The 18,325-nt window shown below is 46.6% G+C and carries 16 protein-coding genes; 12 read left to right on the forward strand and 4 right to left on the reverse strand.

Annotated elements, in window-relative coordinates:
* Nucleotide 1: 1 nt before the first annotated feature.
* Both pyrF and pyrE read left to right on the forward strand, forming a co-directional pair.
* Nucleotides 2–706 carry an orotidine-5'-phosphate decarboxylase gene (gene pyrF / locus BO48_RS00300; protein WP_496365816.1) on the forward strand — a complete coding sequence of 235 codons (705 nt, stop codon included), beginning with the start codon at nucleotides 2–4 and terminating at the stop codon, nucleotides 704–706.
* Nucleotides 699–1,310 carry an orotate phosphoribosyltransferase gene (gene pyrE, locus BO48_RS00305; protein WP_496365445.1) on the forward strand — a complete coding sequence of 204 codons (612 nt, stop codon included), beginning with the start codon at nucleotides 699–701 and terminating at the stop codon, nucleotides 1,308–1,310. Before pyrF ends, pyrE begins: the two co-directional genes overlap by 8 nt.
* A gap of 267 nt (nucleotides 1,311–1,577) precedes the next feature.
* Here the strand turns inward: pyrE and BO48_RS00310 are convergent, their stop codons facing one another.
* The 3 genes from BO48_RS00310 to BO48_RS00320 all read right to left on the reverse strand — a co-directional run bounded on the left by BO48_RS00310 (nucleotide 1,578) and on the right by BO48_RS00320 (nucleotide 5,639).
* Nucleotides 1,578–2,129: a DUF488 domain-containing protein gene (locus tag BO48_RS00310; RefSeq protein WP_496365446.1), complete on the reverse strand. Its 552-nt coding sequence runs from the start codon at nucleotides 2,127–2,129 to the stop codon at nucleotides 1,578–1,580.
* A gap of 154 nt (nucleotides 2,130–2,283) precedes the next feature.
* Nucleotides 2,284–3,930, reverse strand: a complete 1,647-nt coding sequence (locus BO48_RS00315; RefSeq protein ID WP_496365447.1) for a phospho-sugar mutase — start codon at nucleotides 3,928–3,930, stop codon at nucleotides 2,284–2,286.
* 14 nt (nucleotides 3,931–3,944) lie between these two features.
* Entirely contained in the window at nucleotides 3,945–5,639 is a 1,695-nt protein-coding gene (locus tag BO48_RS00320; RefSeq protein ID WP_496365448.1) for an Rqc2 family fibronectin-binding protein, read from the reverse strand.
* A 132-nt stretch (nucleotides 5,640–5,771) separates the two neighbouring features.
* On the opposite strand from BO48_RS00320, the gene gmk reads away from it, so the two are divergent.
* The 10 genes from gmk (at nucleotide 5,772) to BO48_RS00370 (ending at nucleotide 17,920) form a co-directional block, all read left to right on the forward strand.
* On the forward strand, nucleotides 5,772–6,395 hold the full coding sequence (gmk, locus tag BO48_RS00325; RefSeq protein ID WP_496365449.1) for a guanylate kinase: 624 nt from the start codon (nucleotides 5,772–5,774) through the stop codon (nucleotides 6,393–6,395).
* Nucleotides 6,395–6,589, forward strand: a complete 195-nt coding sequence (gene rpoZ / locus BO48_RS00330) for a DNA-directed RNA polymerase subunit omega (RefSeq protein WP_496365450.1) — start codon at nucleotides 6,395–6,397, stop codon at nucleotides 6,587–6,589. Before gmk ends, rpoZ begins: the two co-directional genes overlap by 1 nt.
* A gap of 46 nt (nucleotides 6,590–6,635) precedes the next feature.
* Nucleotides 6,636–7,838, forward strand: coding sequence for a bifunctional phosphopantothenoylcysteine decarboxylase/phosphopantothenate--cysteine ligase CoaBC (gene coaBC, locus BO48_RS00335; protein ID WP_496365451.1), 1,203 nt, complete (start codon nucleotides 6,636–6,638; stop codon nucleotides 7,836–7,838).
* Entirely contained in the window at nucleotides 7,838–10,219 is a 2,382-nt protein-coding gene (gene priA, locus BO48_RS00340) for a primosomal protein N' (protein ID WP_496365452.1), read from the forward strand. Before coaBC ends, priA begins: the two co-directional genes overlap by 1 nt.
* Before the next feature lie 9 nt (nucleotides 10,220–10,228).
* The gene (fmt, locus tag BO48_RS00345) at nucleotides 10,229–11,158 is read left to right on the forward strand and encodes a methionyl-tRNA formyltransferase (protein ID WP_496365453.1); all 930 of its coding nucleotides are present in this window, start codon (nucleotides 10,229–10,231) and stop codon (nucleotides 11,156–11,158) included.
* A 5-nt stretch (nucleotides 11,159–11,163) separates the two neighbouring features.
* Entirely contained in the window at nucleotides 11,164–12,465 is a 1,302-nt protein-coding gene (rsmB, locus tag BO48_RS00350) for a 16S rRNA (cytosine(967)-C(5))-methyltransferase RsmB (RefSeq protein WP_496365454.1), read from the forward strand.
* A 2-nt stretch (nucleotides 12,466–12,467) separates the two neighbouring features.
* Entirely contained in the window at nucleotides 12,468–13,571 is a 1,104-nt protein-coding gene (gene rlmN / locus BO48_RS00355; RefSeq protein WP_496365455.1) for a dual-specificity RNA methyltransferase RlmN, read from the forward strand.
* 1 nt (nucleotide 13,572) lies between these two features.
* Entirely contained in the window at nucleotides 13,573–14,319 is a 747-nt protein-coding gene (locus BO48_RS00360; protein ID WP_496365456.1) for a Stp1/IreP family PP2C-type Ser/Thr phosphatase, read from the forward strand.
* Nucleotides 14,316–16,556, forward strand: a complete 2,241-nt coding sequence (pknB, locus tag BO48_RS00365) for a Stk1 family PASTA domain-containing Ser/Thr kinase (protein WP_496365457.1) — start codon at nucleotides 14,316–14,318, stop codon at nucleotides 16,554–16,556. Before BO48_RS00360 ends, pknB begins: the two co-directional genes overlap by 4 nt.
* Before the next feature lie 89 nt (nucleotides 16,557–16,645).
* Nucleotides 16,646–17,920, forward strand: a complete 1,275-nt coding sequence (locus BO48_RS00370; protein WP_496365458.1) for a cytochrome P450 — start codon at nucleotides 16,646–16,648, stop codon at nucleotides 17,918–17,920.
* 55 nt (nucleotides 17,921–17,975) lie between these two features.
* On the opposite strand, the gene BO48_RS00375 is transcribed toward BO48_RS00370, so the two are convergent.
* Nucleotides 17,976–18,287, reverse strand: a complete 312-nt coding sequence (locus BO48_RS00375; RefSeq protein WP_496365459.1) for a rhodanese-like domain-containing protein — start codon at nucleotides 18,285–18,287, stop codon at nucleotides 17,976–17,978.
* Nucleotides 18,288–18,325: the final 38 nt, after the last annotated feature.

Below are 18,325 nucleotides of genomic sequence, written 5' to 3' on the forward strand. Positions count from 1 at the left end.
TATTATGAACGTACCAATTATTGCACTTGATTTTCGAGAGTTTGACACAATGAAAGATTTTTTAGGTCAATTTGATGAGAAATTATTCGTCAAAGTGGGAATGGAACTTTATTTATCGAATGGACCTAAAGTGGTCGAAGAAATTCGTCAAATGGGGCACGACATATTTTTGGATCTGAAGCTGTATGATATTCCGAACACTGTCGGGAAATCGATGGAAAGTCTCGGCAAGCTGGATATACAGATGACGAATGTCCATGCCCAGGGCGGTACTGCGATGATGAAACGTGCGGCGGAGTCATTCAAGGATGGCAACCCGGACGGCAAGCTGATCGCTGTCACCCAGCTCACATCAATGAGTGATGAAATGGTACAAAAAGAGCAGCAGACTGTACTCTCCCTAACTGACAGTGTTGTCCATTATGCAACACTTGCTAAAGAAGCAGGACTCGACGGCGTCGTATCTTCTCCGCTCGAATCTGAAATTATTCATGAAAAACTGGGACCTGAATTTCTGACTGTCACACCGGGTATCCGTCTTCCGGAAGATTCCAAAGACGACCAGGTGAGAGTCGTAACACCGGTGGACGCGAGAGACATGAAGTCGGATTATATCGTTGTCGGCCGTTCAATTACGCAGGATGATAATCCCGCAGAGAAATACAAAAGAATCAAAGCACTGTGGGAGGGAACTGCAAGTGAGTAGTGAGAATGTCGCCAAAGCATTGCTGAATATCGGTGCTGTGAAAATCCAGCCGGATGACCCGTTTACATGGGCGAGCGGCATCATTTCACCGATCTACTGTGATAACAGACAGATTATCGGCAATGTCGATGCGAGAAAAGATATTGTGCAATATTTTGTTGAAAAGATTGAAGAAATTTCGCCGGACGCTGAAGTGATTGCAGGGACTTCCACTGCAGGCATTCCGCACGCGGCATTCATCAGTGATGCGATGGATCTGCCGATGAGCTACGTCCGCGGCAGTAAAAAGAAACACGGCACCGGCAGACTGATTGAAGGTGCTTCTGTAAAAGGCAAGAAAGTCGTGCTGATCGAGGACTTGATATCTACAGGCGGTTCAAGCATTGAAGCGGCTGAGATTTTAAGGGAGGAGGGCGCTGAAGTGGAAATTGTACTCGCCATCTTCAGCTACCAGCTCGAGAAAGCACATGATAATTTTGAATCATCGGGATTTAAATATGAAACACTGTCCGATCTTGATGCGCTCTTGGATGTCAGTATAAGAGAAAGTCTGCTGACTGAAGAAGAGCGGAAAGAAGTCGTCCAGTTCAGAGATAATCTTTAAATTGAAAAACGTGGATACCCCTGGTTGGGTGTCCACGTTTTTTTTACGGGTTTTTTAAATCGTCCCGGCCATCCCTGTAAGTTGGGAACTTTTTATTTAAAAATTCACTTAAATAATATTGAATGACCAGAAATGGGATGAGAGTGATTACAAATCTCAAAATAAATCCCCACGATTCAGGATAAGGGATCAAAATTATAAAAACTAAAAATATCACCGGTACAATCATACTGATCCATGCTTTTTTACTTTCATTAGAAATAAAACTCACCTCTCTAGTTCAGGATAGACCACGGTCTGGTCTTTTTCGATAATCGGCATCGCGCCCCACCTCCCGAGTTCATGGGCATTCAGTTCAACACCTTTTGCTCGGTGGATGATGTGGCAGACATCATGACCGTGTGCTGCGAGCCAGTTGCTGATGATCAGCCGGTGGCATCTGGCGGGGTGGCTCTCGGAGCACATATAGGCGACATTCTGATTCTTTGCCTTTTTCGTAAGCTGTTTTATACCGGATTGGAATTCATTGGACAAAGTGTAATCCGCATAATTATGAAAAGAATCATTGTCCCAGCCGTCATTAAGTGTAGGACCGACTATGGATGACGTGCCGCGTCTGCCGCCGAGCTGCGGAAAATGTTCATATGCTATATCCTCTTCTTTCAGCCACTCTTCCAATTCGTCACCGTTAAATTGCGGATGCTTCCTGCTGTAAGGAAAAGCACGCACATCTGCAATGGATTTTATTTCCGCATGATGGAGCATTTTCAGAAATTCATCTTTTGTGTGGTCCGAATGACCGATTGTATAGATTTTCATATATTATCACCGCTTTTAATTATCCATACCACTTCTTGCGAATAAAAAAACCCATCCGGATGATGGGATGGGGTGAAATATATGATATTTTGTGTGATATTAAATAATTGATGGAGAGTTAACACACCGTCGTCGGGAGCCCCGCACTAATTAATCAGACACCGAACATCATATCATTGATGATTTTCGCTTCTTCATTGATGTGATTGGAATCCAAGGATACATACAGTTTGATTTTCGGTTCGGTGCCGGATGGTCTGAGTGCAATCCAGCCGTCTTCGAAATGGATTTTGATGACATCCGCTTTCGGCAGATCGATGGCTTCCATCTCTCCTGTAGCGAGTCGTCTGTCACCGTAATGAAAGTCTTCGACACAGATGACTTTGCGTCCTTCGATTTCTGTCGGCGTGTTTCTTCTGAACTGGTCCATAATTTCGGCAATTTTCTCCTTGCCTTCGGTACCTTCAAATTTATGGCTGATCATCTTTTCCATCCTGCGGCCGAACGCATCATAAATATTGTTCAGGTAGTCGATGAGCGTATTACCGTCATTTTTAAGTCCGCTCGCCAGTTTGACGATGGCCGGGACAATCTGGATGGCGTCCTTATCACGGACGAAGTCGCTGAGGAGGTAGCCGTAGCTTTCCTCGTAACCGAAAGCGAATTCCCGATCCTCATCTTCTTCAAGCTCCAAAGCGACCTGACCGATATATTTGAATCCGGTCAATACTTCGATGACCTCTGCACCGAATTTCTCAGCAATCTTTTTACTCAAGTCACTGGTTACAACAGACTTTACAACCACCGGTTTTTTTTTAAATTCAGTCTCTTTCAGACGGTCATACAAAAGAATTGCGCCGAGTTGGTTGCCGTTCAGATGAACATATTCACCGTCATGCAGCACTTCGATGCCGATTCTGTCCGCATCCGGATCGGTTGCTATGAGCAGGTCGGCATTTTTATCTTTACCGAGTGCTCTGGCACCGGTAAATGCATCCGTATCTTCCGGGTTGGCACTCGTCACATTGGAAAAATCACTGTCCGCTTCACATTCCTTATCAACGAGCGTCAGGTTATTGAAACCGAGCGCTTCAAGAAGATACTGCGTAAGCGGCAGGGCAGTCCCGTGCAGGCTTGAAAATACGACCTGCAGATCCGACTCAGGGATATTGCCGGACAAATCCTTGACCTTCTGCTGATACTTTTCATAGTGCGCATAATCAATGTGTTCAACCCATCCTTCAGCCAGTGCCTCATCAAAATCGATGGAGCCGATATTGAAGAAATCATCGATGGCGTTTATTTTGCTGCTGAGTTCATCCGCCGGCACGTCTGTAATCTGAGCACCATCCGAACCGTACACTTTTATGCCGTTATATTCAGGCGGATTATGACTCGCGGTAATCATGATGCCAAAATCCGCTTCATGGCTTCTTGTGAAGAAGGACAGCTCCGGGGTTGTAATATAACCTTCAGACAAATAAACTTTCACGCCATTCTTCACGAGCACGGAAGCGATCGTTTCCGAAAACTCCCTCGACAGGTGCCTGATGTCATAGCCGATGACGGCAACATCCTGCCCGTTTTCATTCATGGACCCGGCGAGTCCGAGCGCGACGCGTTCAACGGTGTATCTGTTCAGACGGTTCGGTCCGAGACCGATTTTCCCGCGGATGCCGGCCGTACCGAATTTAAGGTCGGAAATAAAAGCATCTTCATGCTCGACATCATTTTCAGCCCTATACATATTTTCTGTTATGAGACTGTTTTCAATATGTTCTTCCCAAATATTTTTTGACAATCCTATCACCTCATCTACTTGGTCACTTTCATCTTATCAACTTCGCTTTCAACCGGGGTAACAAAAACTGTTTTCTGATCCGTATATGTGACAAAACCGGGTTTTGCCCCTGAAATTTTGTGGACGTACTTAATATCAGTATAATCCACAGGGACCGATTCGGAACTGCCCGCTTTCGAATGGAACGCCGCAATCATCGCCGCTTCCAAAATATCATCATCTTCTATTTCATTCGGGGCGTGTGTAATGACGACATGCGATCCCGGAATGTCTTTCGTGTGGAACCACAGATGGTTGTTCTGTGCTTTCTTCGACGTCAAATAATCGTTCTGCTTATTATTTTTGCCGACCAGCACCGTCAGGCCGTTCGAGGTCTTAAATTCATGCAGCTGGATTTTATTCTTCTTTTTCTTCTTATTCGAACTTTTGAATTTCAAAATGCCTTCCTCGACGAGTTCTTCCCTAATCTCTTCCACTTCATCCGAAGTCGTAATCGCATCCATCTGATGCAGCAGATTCAGGAAATACTCCCGGTCCGAATAGGCTTTTTCAAGCTGGTCACGCGCAGTCGTTTCGCGGACTTTCAATTTGTTGTATTTACGGTAGTACCGTTGGGCATTGTCGTTCGGCGCGATTTCCGGATCGAGCGGAATCGTGATTTCTTCATCAGTATAGTAGTCGAAGACGACCGCTTCCTTATCATACCGTTTGATTTCATGCATGTACGCCGTAATGAGCTCTCCGTACTTCTGGTACTCATCCTTCGCTTCCGCTTCCTTCAAGTCCTCTTTCAGCTTGTCGATTTTCCTTTCGACACGTTCATATTCCCGGTCGATGACATGGACATAATCCTGTGCCTTCTGGCGGATCAGATTATTTTGGAAACGGTTGTGATAGTAGTCATCAAGCAGCGCACTCAATGATTCATAGACGACCGGTGTGCCTTCCATATGTTCAAGCTTCGTAAAGTAAAAGACATCCTTATCCTTTTTATATAAGACTGGTGTAATGTCCTCCGCCTTTTTAAGAGTCTGTTGTATGCTCAGGACGATGTTCTGCATCGTCAGGTGTCCCGCCTGATGCGCCACTTCTTTTATAAATAAAGGGCTGAAGCCTTCTGTGGCCTTCAAAATCTGGCGGTTGATCTTACCGCTGTTGAAATCCAGGTGTTTCGGCAGTTCATTCAGTTCGTCCGTCCTCGGATTCAGCTTTTTGTCCGTCGGCGGCTGTTCATATTGGAAACCGGGCATGATTGTGCGGACGTTATTATTCGGCGTCAGATGCTTGATGCCTTCAATAATCCTATAGTTTGTATCTGTTATAATGATATTGGAATGTTTCCCCATGATTTCCAAAATGAGAATGCGGGTGATGTCATCACCGATTTCATTTTTGGCGTTTATTTTAATGTGGACCTGCCGGTCGTTGCCGACCTGGTGAATCGAATCTATAATGCCGCCTTCGATATGTTTTCTGAGTACGCGTGAAAACATCGGCGGTTCGAATGGAAATTCATATTTATGGTCTGTCAGGTGAAAACGCGCATACATCGGGTGTGCACTGATCAGCAGCTGGTGGTTTTTACCTCTGCTGCGGATTTTAAAAATCAATGATGTATCATCCATCTGCTGTATTTTATTTATCTTGCCTGACTGTATCATCTCGAGTTCATCACACAGTGCATGAACAAAATTACCATCAAATGCCATTTTTGTTCCTCCTTATATATGCTACTAAAATATTTTAACATGAACTATTACTATTCAATACATTTTAAGATGAATTATGCCTTCATTTATGATACATTAAGAGATAATCACGAAAAAGAAAGGTAACTCGCTATGACTTCAGACAAAGGACTTCTAATCGTACTTTCAGGCCCTTCCGGCGTTGGTAAAGGTACGGTGAGAAAAGCTATATTCGACGATCCTGATACAGGATTCAAGTATTCAATTTCAATGACGACCCGCAAAATGCGCGAAGGCGAAGTAGATGGTGTTGATTACTTTTTTAAAACAAGAGAAGAATTTGAATCTCTCATAGAGCAGGACAAATTTATAGAGCATGCACAATATGTAGGCAACTACTATGGTACACCAGTTGATTATGTAGTGGAAACGATGGAAAAAGGACACGACGTATTTTTGGAAATAGAAGTGGAAGGTGCCAAGCAGGTACGGGAGAGGTTCCCGGAAGCATTGTTCATCTTTCTTGCACCGCCGAACCTCGCACAGCTGGAAGAGCGCCTGATTGGCCGCGGCACGGATTCGATGGAAGTCATCAGACACCGCATCGAAGAGGCGAAACGGGAACTCAGCCTGATGAACCTTTACGACTATGTAGTCATCAATGATGATGTACAACAGGCAAAACGGCGTGTACAATGTATAGTCGAAGCATCACATATGAGACGTGCACGCGTAGAATCAAAACTAAGAAAGTTATTATTGGAGGTCAATAATTAATGTTATACCCATCGGCTCATGAATTGAAAAAGAACGTGGACTCGAAGTATCTTGTAGTGACTCTGGCAGCAAAACGCGCAAGAGAATTACAGGACTATCCGGACAGAACGATTCTCGAAAACTATAAATCCTTTAAAACAGTAGGCATGGCATTCGAAGAGATTGCTGAAAATAAAGTAAAGGTACAAAAGTAGCTGACAAAGTATTGTCAGCTTTTTTTAAAATTGGGGTGAATTTATAATGGCGAATATTGTCATCGGTGTGACCGGTAGTATCGCAGCATATAAAGCTGTGGATTTAACGAGTAAATTGATTCAGAACGGCCACGAAGTCAAAGTGGTTCTGACAGATAATGCGGGAGAGTTCATTACACCGCTCGCCTTTCAGGCAATCGGCAGAAATCATGTATATACGGATACTTTCAAAGAAGAGGATCCGTCAGTCATCTCCCACATCAATATCGGGGAGTGGGCGGACCTCATCATCGTTGCACCGGTATCTGCCAATACAATCAGCAAGCTCGCATGCGGCATATACGACAATATGCTTTTGAACGTGCTTGCAGCGAATACGAAACCTGTCATGCTCGCACCGGCGATGAATGTGCATATGTACGAACAGCCGGCAGTCCAGCGTAATATCGAACAGCTGCTGGAAGAAGGCTATCAGGTGCTGGATGCGGAATCCGGGTTTTTAGCGTGCGGCTACAACGCCAAAGGCCGTATGGCAAACGTTCCGGATATTATGGGCTATATCGAAGATTTCCTCGGCAGCAGGGACGATAAGCCGCTAACAGGCAAAAAGGTGCTGATTACAGCGGGACCGACGAGAGAATCGCTCGACCCGATCCGCTATGTGACGAACCATTCGAGCGGCAAGATGGGCTACAGCCTCGCCAGCAGCTTCAAGGGGCTCGGGGCGGAAGTCGTGCTCGTCAGCGGTCCGGTGTCACTCACGCCGCCAAACGGCGTGGAAACCATCGATGTCGTTTCGACGGAAGATATGTTCGGCCGTGTCAAGGCGCATATGGATGCGGATATCGGCGTATTTTCTGCAGCGGTCAGCGATTATACACCCGTCAGTTATTCTGAAGGCAAGATGAAAAAGACGGCGGACAGTGACAATCTGGTCATTGAAATGAAAAAGACGACCGATATTTTAAAGTATGTCGGTCATAATAATGAAGATATGACAGTCGTCGGTTTCGCGGCGGAAACGGATGATGTGAAAAATTATGCACTGAAAAAGCTCGAGGAGAAAAATGCCGACTGCATCATCATGAATGATGTATCCAATCCTGAAATCGGCATGAACAGCGATGACAATGAAGTGGCCATGCTGTACCGTGACGGCACCGAAAAATACTTGGAAAAAGCGTCGAAAGTGCAGCTTGCGAACCAGATTGTCCAAAATCTGACCGATCACTACGGGTGGCGTTCATAATGTTCGCCTCGATTATAGTGAGCGTGTCGGCAAGCGACGTCAACAAAGTGTTTGAATATAAAATCCCTGACGGCCTGACGGATTTCATCGCGGTCGGCCACAGAGTGCTCGTGCCGTTCGGCCCCCGCCAGATTCAGGGGTATGTCATCGATATTAAAGACGAAGTCGAATACGACCCTTCGAAAATAAAACCGATCACCCGTGCGCTGGACGTCAAACCGGTACTGACGGCAGAGCTGATAAAGCTCGCAAAGGATCTCGCAGACTATTATGTCACGTCATATATTTCTGTAATAGAAACGATTTTACCGGCAGCGCTGAAAAGCAAATCTAAAAAGATGCTGTCGCTTTCGGAAGACAGTACAGAAGAGACGGAAATGACGTGGGAGCGCAAGAATCTGCCGCCGGAAGTCGAAGTCAAAACGCTGCCTGCGGCCGTGCTCGCTGAATTGAAGCCGCTGATCCGCGCCGGTGAAGTGAAGGAAGAGACCATCATATCGCAGCATACAAAAAAGAAGTATGCACGCGCGCTGAAGGCGACCTTTATTCCACGGGGGGACTTCGGCCGGGCGTACAAGCAGCTGGAACTGCTTGATTTCATCGAGCAGTATGATGAACATGTACTTCAGTCGGAAGTGATTGAAAACGGCTATACCCAGGGCACGATCAACGAACTGGTCAAAAAGGGCTACGTTGAAAAGATCGATGTCGTGAGCGAAAGGGACCCTTATAAATCCCGGGTGTTCGAAGAGGACCTGCCGAAGGCATTGAACGCTGAACAGCAAAATGCATACGATAAAATAAGCCATTCAGTAGATCATGATCTAGCTGAAACTTTTTTACTTCACGGGGTGACAGGAAGCGGTAAGACGGAAGTTTATCTGCAGGTCATTCAGAAGGTGCTGGATAAAGGGCGCACAGCTCTGATGCTGGTGCCTGAAATCGCGCTCACACCGCAGATGGTGAACCGTTTTAAAGCGCGTTTCGGCGATGATGTTGCGGTGCTTCACTCTGGGCTGTCCCACGGTGAAAAATATGATGAATGGCTGAAAGTGAAAAATCAGCAGGCGCGCGTTGTCGTCGGTGCAAGAAGCAGTGTGTTTGCACCTGTTGAGCATCTCGGCGTCATCATTGTCGATGAAGAGCACGAAACGACATACAAGCAACAGGACCGGCCGATGTATCATGCGACGGAAGTTGCGAAATACCGGAGCAAATATTATAATTGTCCGGTGATTTTAGGCTCTGCGACACCGTCACTCGAAAGTTTCGCAAGAAGTGAAAGAGGGGTATATACAAGACTCGAACTGAATCATCGTGCGGTGACTCAAACACTGCCGGAAACAAAAACTGTGGATATGGCGGACGAACACAGAAAGGGCAACACTTCGATCGTCTCGGAAGCACTCAGGGAGGCGATCAATCTCCGCATTGAGCGCGGCGAACAGACGGTGCTTCTGCTCAACCGCCGGGGTTATGCCAATTTCCAGATCTGTCAGAGCTGCGGCCACGTACCGAACTGTCCAAACTGTGATATTTCGCTGACGTACCATAAGATGCAGCATTCACTGCTGTGTCACTACTGCGGATATGAAGATGCTGTGAAGCGTGAATGTGACAACTGCGACAGCGACGATGTCACTTTCCGCGGCACGGGAACTGAAAAAGTGGAAGAGTCTTTAAGGGATATGTTCAATGTGGACATCATCAGAATGGACAATGATACGACGAGCAGAAAAGGCATGCATGAAAAACTGCTGAATACATTCGAAAGTGAAAAGATTCCGATACTCCTCGGCACGCAGATGATTGCCAAAGGACTGGATTATCCGAATGTCACGCTCGTCGGTGTATTGAACGCGGATACGATGCTGAACCTGCCGGACTTCAGGGCGAATGAAAAGACGTATCAGCTGCTGACGCAGGTTGCAGGCAGAGCGGGCAGGCATGAACTGTCCGGTGAAGTCATCTTCCAGACGTATAATCCTGAGCATTATGCGATTGAGCTCGCGGAGTCGAACGACTACCGCGCGTTTTATGAAAAAGAGATGGCGTTCAGGAGACTGGCGCGCTATTCACCGTATTATTTCCACGTGCTCTTTACGGTCTCTCATGAACAGGTCGGAAAGTGTCTGGAGGCAACGACGCATATCCATAAGGAACTGGTGGACAGTGTGACCGACAAAGCGATCATCGTCGGACCGTCACCGAGTCCGATTGAACGGATCAATAAACAGTACCGGTTCCAGATTTTGCTGAAATTTAAAGCAGAACCGAATCTGATCGATGTGCTGCACAAAATTAATGAATACTATAATGAACGGTATAAAAAGGATAAACTGTCATTAAAGATAGATGTAGACCCGAAGTATATTATGTAGGAGGATATTATGCCCAATATTGTTTTTATGGGGACGCCGGATTTCTCGGTGCCCATCTTAAAAGATTTACATGAAGCACACGGCGTGGACCTTGTGGTCAGCCAGCCGGATAAGCCCGTCGGCAGAAAACGTGTCATGACGCCGCCGAAAGTTGCGGCCGCAGCTGAAACGCTCGGTATTAAAGTGTTCCAGCCGGATAACATTAAAGATGCGTCAGCGATTGCTGTATTAAAAGCGGTCGAACCGGATATCATTGTGACCGCAGCGTACGGCCAGATTCTTTCAAAGGCACTGCTTGAGCTGCCGAAGTTCGGCGCGATCAACGTCCATGCATCACTGCTGCCGAAATTCAGGGGCGGTGCACCGATTCATCACGCGCTGCTCGCAGGTGAAAAAACGACGGGCATCACCATCATGTATATGGCGGAAGGTCTCGACAGCGGGGATATCATCTCCCAGTCGGCCATCGACATTAAGGACGAAGATGACACCGGTATACTGCATGACAAACTGAGTGTACTCGGCAGTGAACTGCTGCTGGATACGCTGCCTGCGATTTTTGAAGGCAGAAATAATAAGACCGAACAGAATCATGCGGAGGCGACGTACAGCCCGAACATCTCAAAAGCGGACGAACTGCTTGATTTCAACAGATCTGCAGTGGAAGTGTTCAATCATATACGCGGGCTGTCGCCGTTTCCGGGCGCCTATACGATGCTCGAAGATAAAAGGTTGAAAATTTACGGCGCAAAACTGACAGGTGAAAAGACGGACAAGAAAGCAGGCGAAATACTGTCGATTGATGAAGACGGCATTTCTGTCGCGGCCGCGGACGAAGCGGTGCTCATTACGGAAGTCCAGCTTGCAGGCAAGAAAAAAACAGCTGCAAATGATTTTGGCCGGAACCGCCAGGATTTGACCGGCACAGTGTTAGGATGATGAATATGACAGTAAGAGAAGCCGCATTCGAGGCTTATTTGGATATTATGGAAGACAAGGCATACAGCAATATCGTCATAGATGACGTATTGGCATCGGGAGAACTTTCCGAAAAGGACAAGGGTTTATTTACCGAAATCGTCTACGGTACCGTTGCAAACAGGCTGACGCTGGAGTTTTATCTGCAGCCGTTTTATAAGACAAAGGTCAGGCAGTGGAACCGGCATCTGCTCAATATGGCGGTGTACCAGATTCAGTTTTTAGACCGTGTGCCTGCGTATGCGGTCATTAACGAGACGGTTGAGATTGCGAAAGATTACGGCGGTCCGCCGGCCGGAAATGTCACCAATGCGATACTCAGAAATTTCATGCGGGAGCCGCTGAGGGATCCGGCGTCGATTAAAAATCCGGTGAAGCGGCTGTCGATCGAGACCAGTATTCCGGCATGGATCATCGAACATTGGAAAACGCATTATAAGATGGAAGGTGCGGCTCAGATAGCAAAAAGCCTGAGCACGCGGCCTGAGATGTACATCCGGGTCAATTCAAGCTTGACGGATCCGGAAGCTTTGTGTGAACTGCTTGCTGAAGAAGGCCACGAAGTGGGACCGGCGGGTATTCATCCGGATGCGCTCACAGTCAGCACCGGCGCGGGCATTATGGATACGGATGCCTACAGGGAAGGGCGTTTCAGCATTCAGGATGTGAGTTCGATGTTTGTGAATACCGCGCTTGAGCCGTCAGCGGACGATGTCATTCTCGATGCCTGCAGCGCACCGGGCGGAAAAGGGCTCCATGCTTTAGAGAAGCTCGCGACGGGGCATATCGACTTGAGTGATGTTTACGATCATAAGATCAAAACGATAGCGCACAACGCAGAGAGACTTCATTTAAAAAATTATGATACGTTCAAGGCGGATGCGACGTCAGACGATTATCCGCAGATGTATGACCGGATCATCGTCGATGCACCGTGCTCGGGGCTCGGCATCATTAAAAGAAAACCTGAAATAAGATATGAAAGAAATAGCAATGACATCGATAATCTAGTAGAATTACAATTGTCCATACTGGATCATGTCAAAAAGTTTCTGAAACCGGGCGGGATACTGATCTATGCGACGTGTACCATCCATCAGATGGAAAATGAAAATGTGGCATATACATTCAAGAAGAATAATGATAATTTTAAATTTGATGATTTTCATATTCCCGCGCTCGATTTCTCAGGCCCTTACCGCCAAATATTACCATATGAATTAAATACCGACGGTTTCTTTATCGCTCGGTTTAAAAAGGATGTATAAAAATGATTAAAAGACCACCACAAAAACCAATCAAGGACCTATTCCAGCCGGAATTCGACACACCGTCGATCTACTCACTGTCAAAAGATGATCTGACGGATCTGATGTCGGAGTGGGGCGAGGACGATTACCGGGGCAGCCAGGTATTCGAATGGCTCTATGGCCACCGTGTGGATAATTTCGACGAGATGAAAAACCTGCCGAAAGCATTGCGTGAAAAATTAAATGAACACTTCAGCATCGAGCCGCTTGAAACGCTCGTCAAGCAGGAGAGCCAGGACGGCACGATGAAGTTTCTCTTTAAACTGAGAGACGGCTATACGATTGAAACGGTGCTGATGAGGCATGACTACGGCAACTCTGTCTGTGTAACAACACAGGTCGGCTGCCGTCTCGGCTGTACATTTTGTGCATCGACACTCGGCGGACTGAAGCGTAACCTGGAAGCGGGCGAGATCGTTTCGCAGGTGGTGCAGATTCAAAAAGTGCTCGACGAGTCTGACGAAAGGGTTTCAAGCATTGTCATCATGGGAATCGGCGAACCGTTTGAAAACTATAACCCAATGATGAAATTCATCCGTATCATCAACCATGACGACGGACTGAACATCGGTGCGCGCCATATTACCGTATCGACAAGCGGCATCGTCCCGAGAATTTACGACTTTGCCGATGAGGATATACAGATCAATTTTGCAGTGAGCCTGCACGCACCGACGAACGAACAGCGTTCAAGACTGATGCCGGTCAACAAAGCGTTCGATATCGACAAGCTGATCCATTCACTGGAGTACTACCAGCAGCAGACGAACCGGCGGATTTCATTTGAATACGGCCTGTTCGGCGGCGTCAACGACCAAAAGGAAGATGCACTCAGACTGGCTGAACTGATCAAAGGGATCAAATGTCACGTGAACCTGATTCCGGTCAACCATGTACCGGAAAGAAATTATGTCCGTACAAAACGCGACGATATTTTCGACTTTTTGGAAACATTGAACAACCAGGGTGTGAACGCAACTGTCCGACGTGAACAGGGCACGGACATCGATGCTGCATGCGGACAGTTGAGAGCAAAAGAATCAAAAGAAGAGACGAGGGGTTAATTTGGAAATCATTGACAAGAGTATTCGCGGGGAGTTTCGTGATCTGAATGAAGATAGAACTGGCGTTTTTTATAATAAAACAAATCAGGTTTTGTTTTTAGTGGCAGACGGCATGGGCGGTCATGCCCATGGCGACGTTGCATCGAAATTTGTCAATGATGAGATCCAGAAAGCCTGGGAGGAAGAAAACCTCATCAAAAGCGATTATGCAGAAGAATTTTTACGCGATCTCGTCATCAGTACGAACCGTAAACTGTATGATCTGCAAAATGTACATGATGATTACAGCGGAATGGGTACGACGCTTGTGCTCGCTTCAATCATCGATGACACCATCTTCGTATTGAACATCGGGGATTCGAGGGCTTATGTGATGAAGCGCCGGTCGATTGAACAGGTGACGACAGATCATTCCTTCGTCAATCTGCTCGTTGAGACGGGCGAAATCACAAAAGAGGAAGCCATCAACCACCCTAAACGGAATGTCATCACAAAAGCGATGGGCAGTGAACGTCTGATTCAGCCTGATATTTTCAGACTGCGCAATAAACAGTATGATTATATACTGCTGGCGTCGGACGGGCTGACGGATGTACTGCGTGAAGACAGTATTCACAGCACGGTATATCAGAAGAATTTAAGTTTACAAGAGCGGTTGGACTCACTAATCAGTCAAGCAGAAGAAAATGCCTCAAGAGATAATATCAGTATTTGCCTTGCCGACTTGAAAGTGGGTGCGAAAATGTGATCGGTCAACTACTTTCAGAAAGATATAAAGTACTGAAATATCTCGGCGGGGGCATGAGCTCTGTCTATTTGGCCGAGGACATCATTTTAAACCGTGATGTTGTCGTTAAAATGATCAAAGTTGATGTGCATAATAAAGACAAGTCACGCCAACGGTTTCAGCGGGAAGTTGAAAGTACGACCCAGCTTTCCCATCCGAACATCGTCAATGTGCTCGATGTGGATGAAACCGACGAGTATCAGCTGCTCGTCACCGAAATGGTTGACGGCCCGACTTTAAAGCAGTATATCGATGACGATCATCCGATTTCGATTGATGAGGCGGTGGAGCTGTCGGTCCAGATTTTAAAAGGGATTGAACATGCCCATGAAAGAGGCATCATCCACCGTGACATCAAACCGCAAAATATACTGCTCGATTCAGAAAAGAAAATCAGAATCACCGATTTCGGCATCGCAAAAGCACTCAGCGAAACGCGGATGACGGAAACGAATCAGGTGATGGGTTCTGTTCAGTATATTTCTCCCGAACAGGCGAAAGGCCAGAATACGGATGAGCGAACAGATATTTATTCGTTCGGTATCGTGTTATTTGAACTGTTGACCGGCGAGGTGCCGTTCAGCGGGGAAACGCCGGTGGCCGTCGCTTTAAAGCAGATCTCGGAAGATCTGCCGGATATCGACGGATACAGGGAAGTCCCGCAAGGTTTGAAGAACATCCTGTTCAGATGTACTGAAAAGAATCCGGACGACCGCTACAGATATGTGGAGACTGTCCTTCGGGATCTTGAACAGTACCGGGGCAACACCGCGCCTTATGTCAATAATAATAAAAAAGAGGATGACGATACGATCATCACGCCTGCGGTGAAGCCAGCAGCAGCTGCAGGGGCTTCGGCCGCCACAACGGGTGCCGCTGCCGCGACGTCCGGGAAGAAAGATGAGGCATCGCCTGAAACGCCGGAAGCACAGGAAGAAGAACCGAAGAAAAAGCGCGGAATATTGTGGCTGATACCGGTATTCTTCCTGCTGCTCGGTGCGGGGCTTCTTATCTATATGTTCACCCAGCAAAATGAAACGGTGGATATGCCGGACCTTGCGGGACTGACGTTTGAAGAAGCGGAACAGCAGCTTCAGGAGCATAATCTGAAAACCGGTGACGTGAGTGAGGAATACAGCGAGACTTTCGGTGAAGGCGAAGTGATTGAAACGACCCCTTCCGGCGGTGAACAGATTGATTCCGGAAGCACTGTCGATTTCCTTTTATCGAGCGGACTCGAGCCGTATTCGATGGAAGATTTCACAGGCAATGCCTATGTGGATATCATGGATACTTTGAATGAACTGTCATTCAACAGTGTCACGCTTGTGCCGGGCGACAGCGAATCACCGCCGGGAACGGTGACGAGCCAGTCGATTGAGAGCGGCGAAGCGGTCTATCCTGAAGAGCACGACCTGGAGCTCGGCGTGGAAGCATTTACTGTGCCGGACTTTACCGGCGAGAGTTATGACAGTGCTGAAGAAACGTTGAACAATGCCAATTTCAATGAAATCAACCGTGAAGATTCCTATCACGATGATATTGAAGAAGGTGCAGTCATCAGCCAGTCTGTTGACCCGGGCACAGGAGTCTATCCTCATGAAGGATCGATCACTTTGAATGTGTCCCGCGGACAGGAAGCGATAGAAATCGTCGATTATTCCGGCGAGCCGGCTGAAACTGCGCGCAATGCACTGGAAGATGAAGGCTTCAATGTCAATATTGCAGAAGAACTTTACAATGAAAGTGTGGAAGAAGGCAATGTCATCAGTCAGAGTCCGAACTACGGCAATTTCCTGCCGGGTTCAACGATTGATCTGATCGTCTCCCTCGGCGAAGAACCGCCTCAGAATATGCAGTATGCGACAACCGTCAATATACCGTACGGTGAAGCTGAAGAGGAAGAGTCTTCATCCGACTCCGAGTCCGAAGACGCAGAAGAAGACTCAGAAGGCGAGTCGGAGGAGGAAACAGGCGAAGATGATGGCGGGGAATCGTCTGAAAATCCGCCGAAGACAGTAAATATTTATTTGGATGATGCCAACAACAGCATTGATGATGTGCATACAACGCTCGAAATCACTGAAGATACGGATGAAACAATCCGTCTTGAAATTGAACCGGATGAATCCGGGATGTTTATGGTGGAAGTCGACGGGAAAGAAGTTATCAATGAAGAGATTCCGTACAATGAGTAAAATAACAGAAAAACATTGTACAAATGTTGGTAATCGTGTGTTGGTTTATAATATACTAGACTAGAAAACAGTTAATTGGAGGATGTCTCATGGCTACTATTAAAAAAGATAAAGGGTTGGATAACTCGGTTAAATTAATGAAACAGGGTTATTTGTACACTACGAATCAAAGAGAGCGTCTCGGTGTAACAGACGGCGTATTTGAAACACGTGCTTTAGGCGGTAAACGGATTATCGTATTATCAGGTAAAGACGGTGCCGAGCTTTTCTACGACAATGATAAAGTGGAACGTTCAGGCACACTGCCAAAACGTATCGTAAACACTTTATTCGGTAAAGGCGCAATTCATACGACCACCGGAAAAGTACACATCGACCGTAAAGCATTGTTCATGTCATTGATGACAGAAGGAAACCTTAAATACTTAAGAGAGCTGACACGCAACCTGTGGCAGACAAACACTCAAAGAATGGAAAGCATGGATCAGGTCAACGTCTACCGTGAATCCATCGTACTATTGACTAAAGTCGGTACAAGATGGGCAGGCGTTCAGGCACCTGAGAAAGAAATTGAAAATATCGCGACTGATATGGATATCATGATCGATTCATTCAAAGCAATCGGCAGCGCGTTCAAAGGCTACAGAGAATCAAAAGCTGCACGCCGCCGTGTTGAGGACTGGCTTGAAGATCAGATCATCCAGACGCGTAAAGGCAAGATTCACCCGCCAAAAGGCACTGCACTTTACGAATTCGCACACTGGAAAGACTACAAAGGCGAACCGATGGACTCAAGACTGTGCGGTATCGACCTGATGAATACATTCCGTCCATTGATCGCAATCAACAGATTTGTTGCTTTCGGTGCACTGGCAATGTATGAAAACCCTGTAACGAAAGAGAAAATCAAGCAGGACGATGACTATGCTTACATGTTCGCTCAGGAAGTCCGCCGCTACTACCCGTTCGTTCCTTACCTGCCGGGTAAAGTGAAAGAGGACTTCGAGTACAAAGGCTACCATTTCGAAAAAGACACGATGCTTGGACTGGATGTATACGGGACAATGCACGATCCGACTGTATGGGAAAATCCAAATGAGTTCTATCCTGAAAGATTCAAGGACTGGGACGGCAGCCCGTTCGACCTGATTCCCCAGGGCGGCGGTGACTACCACACGAACCACCGTTGTGCAGGTGAGTGGATGACAATCATCATCATGGAAGAGACGATGAAATACTTCGCTTCACGCATCAGCTATGATGTACCTGAACAGGATCTGACTGTAGACCTTAACAGCCTGCCTGGCTACGTCAAGAGCGGTTTCATCATTGAAAACGTCCAAGAGAATGTAGACAGAACTTAATAGAACGATCTGAATAAAAAACCTCCCCGATTTTTTAATCGGGGAGGTTTCGTCATTACAGTTCTTCTCTGTCGCCTTCGTACTCTAAAATGCCGCCTTCAACGTTGACAGCATCATAGCCTTCGTCCATCAGCATGTGCTGCACTCTTTCTGACCGTTTTCCACTTCTGCACATCACGTATACAGTGTCGTCTTTATGATCCTTAAGCTCTTTATTTTCTATATCAAATGTGGTCAGAGGCAGGTGGATTGCGCCCGGCACATATCCGGTTTCCTTCAATTCATCCGTCTCTCTCACATCGATTAAAACCGTGTTATCATTTTTCAACACATTGTTGATGTCACTTACATGTACTGTTTTTGCCATAATACCCAACCTTTCAATAATGTTTTGATATTAATATT

The sequence above is a fragment of the Lacicoccus kunmingensis DSM 17847 genome, assembly GCF_059568765.1.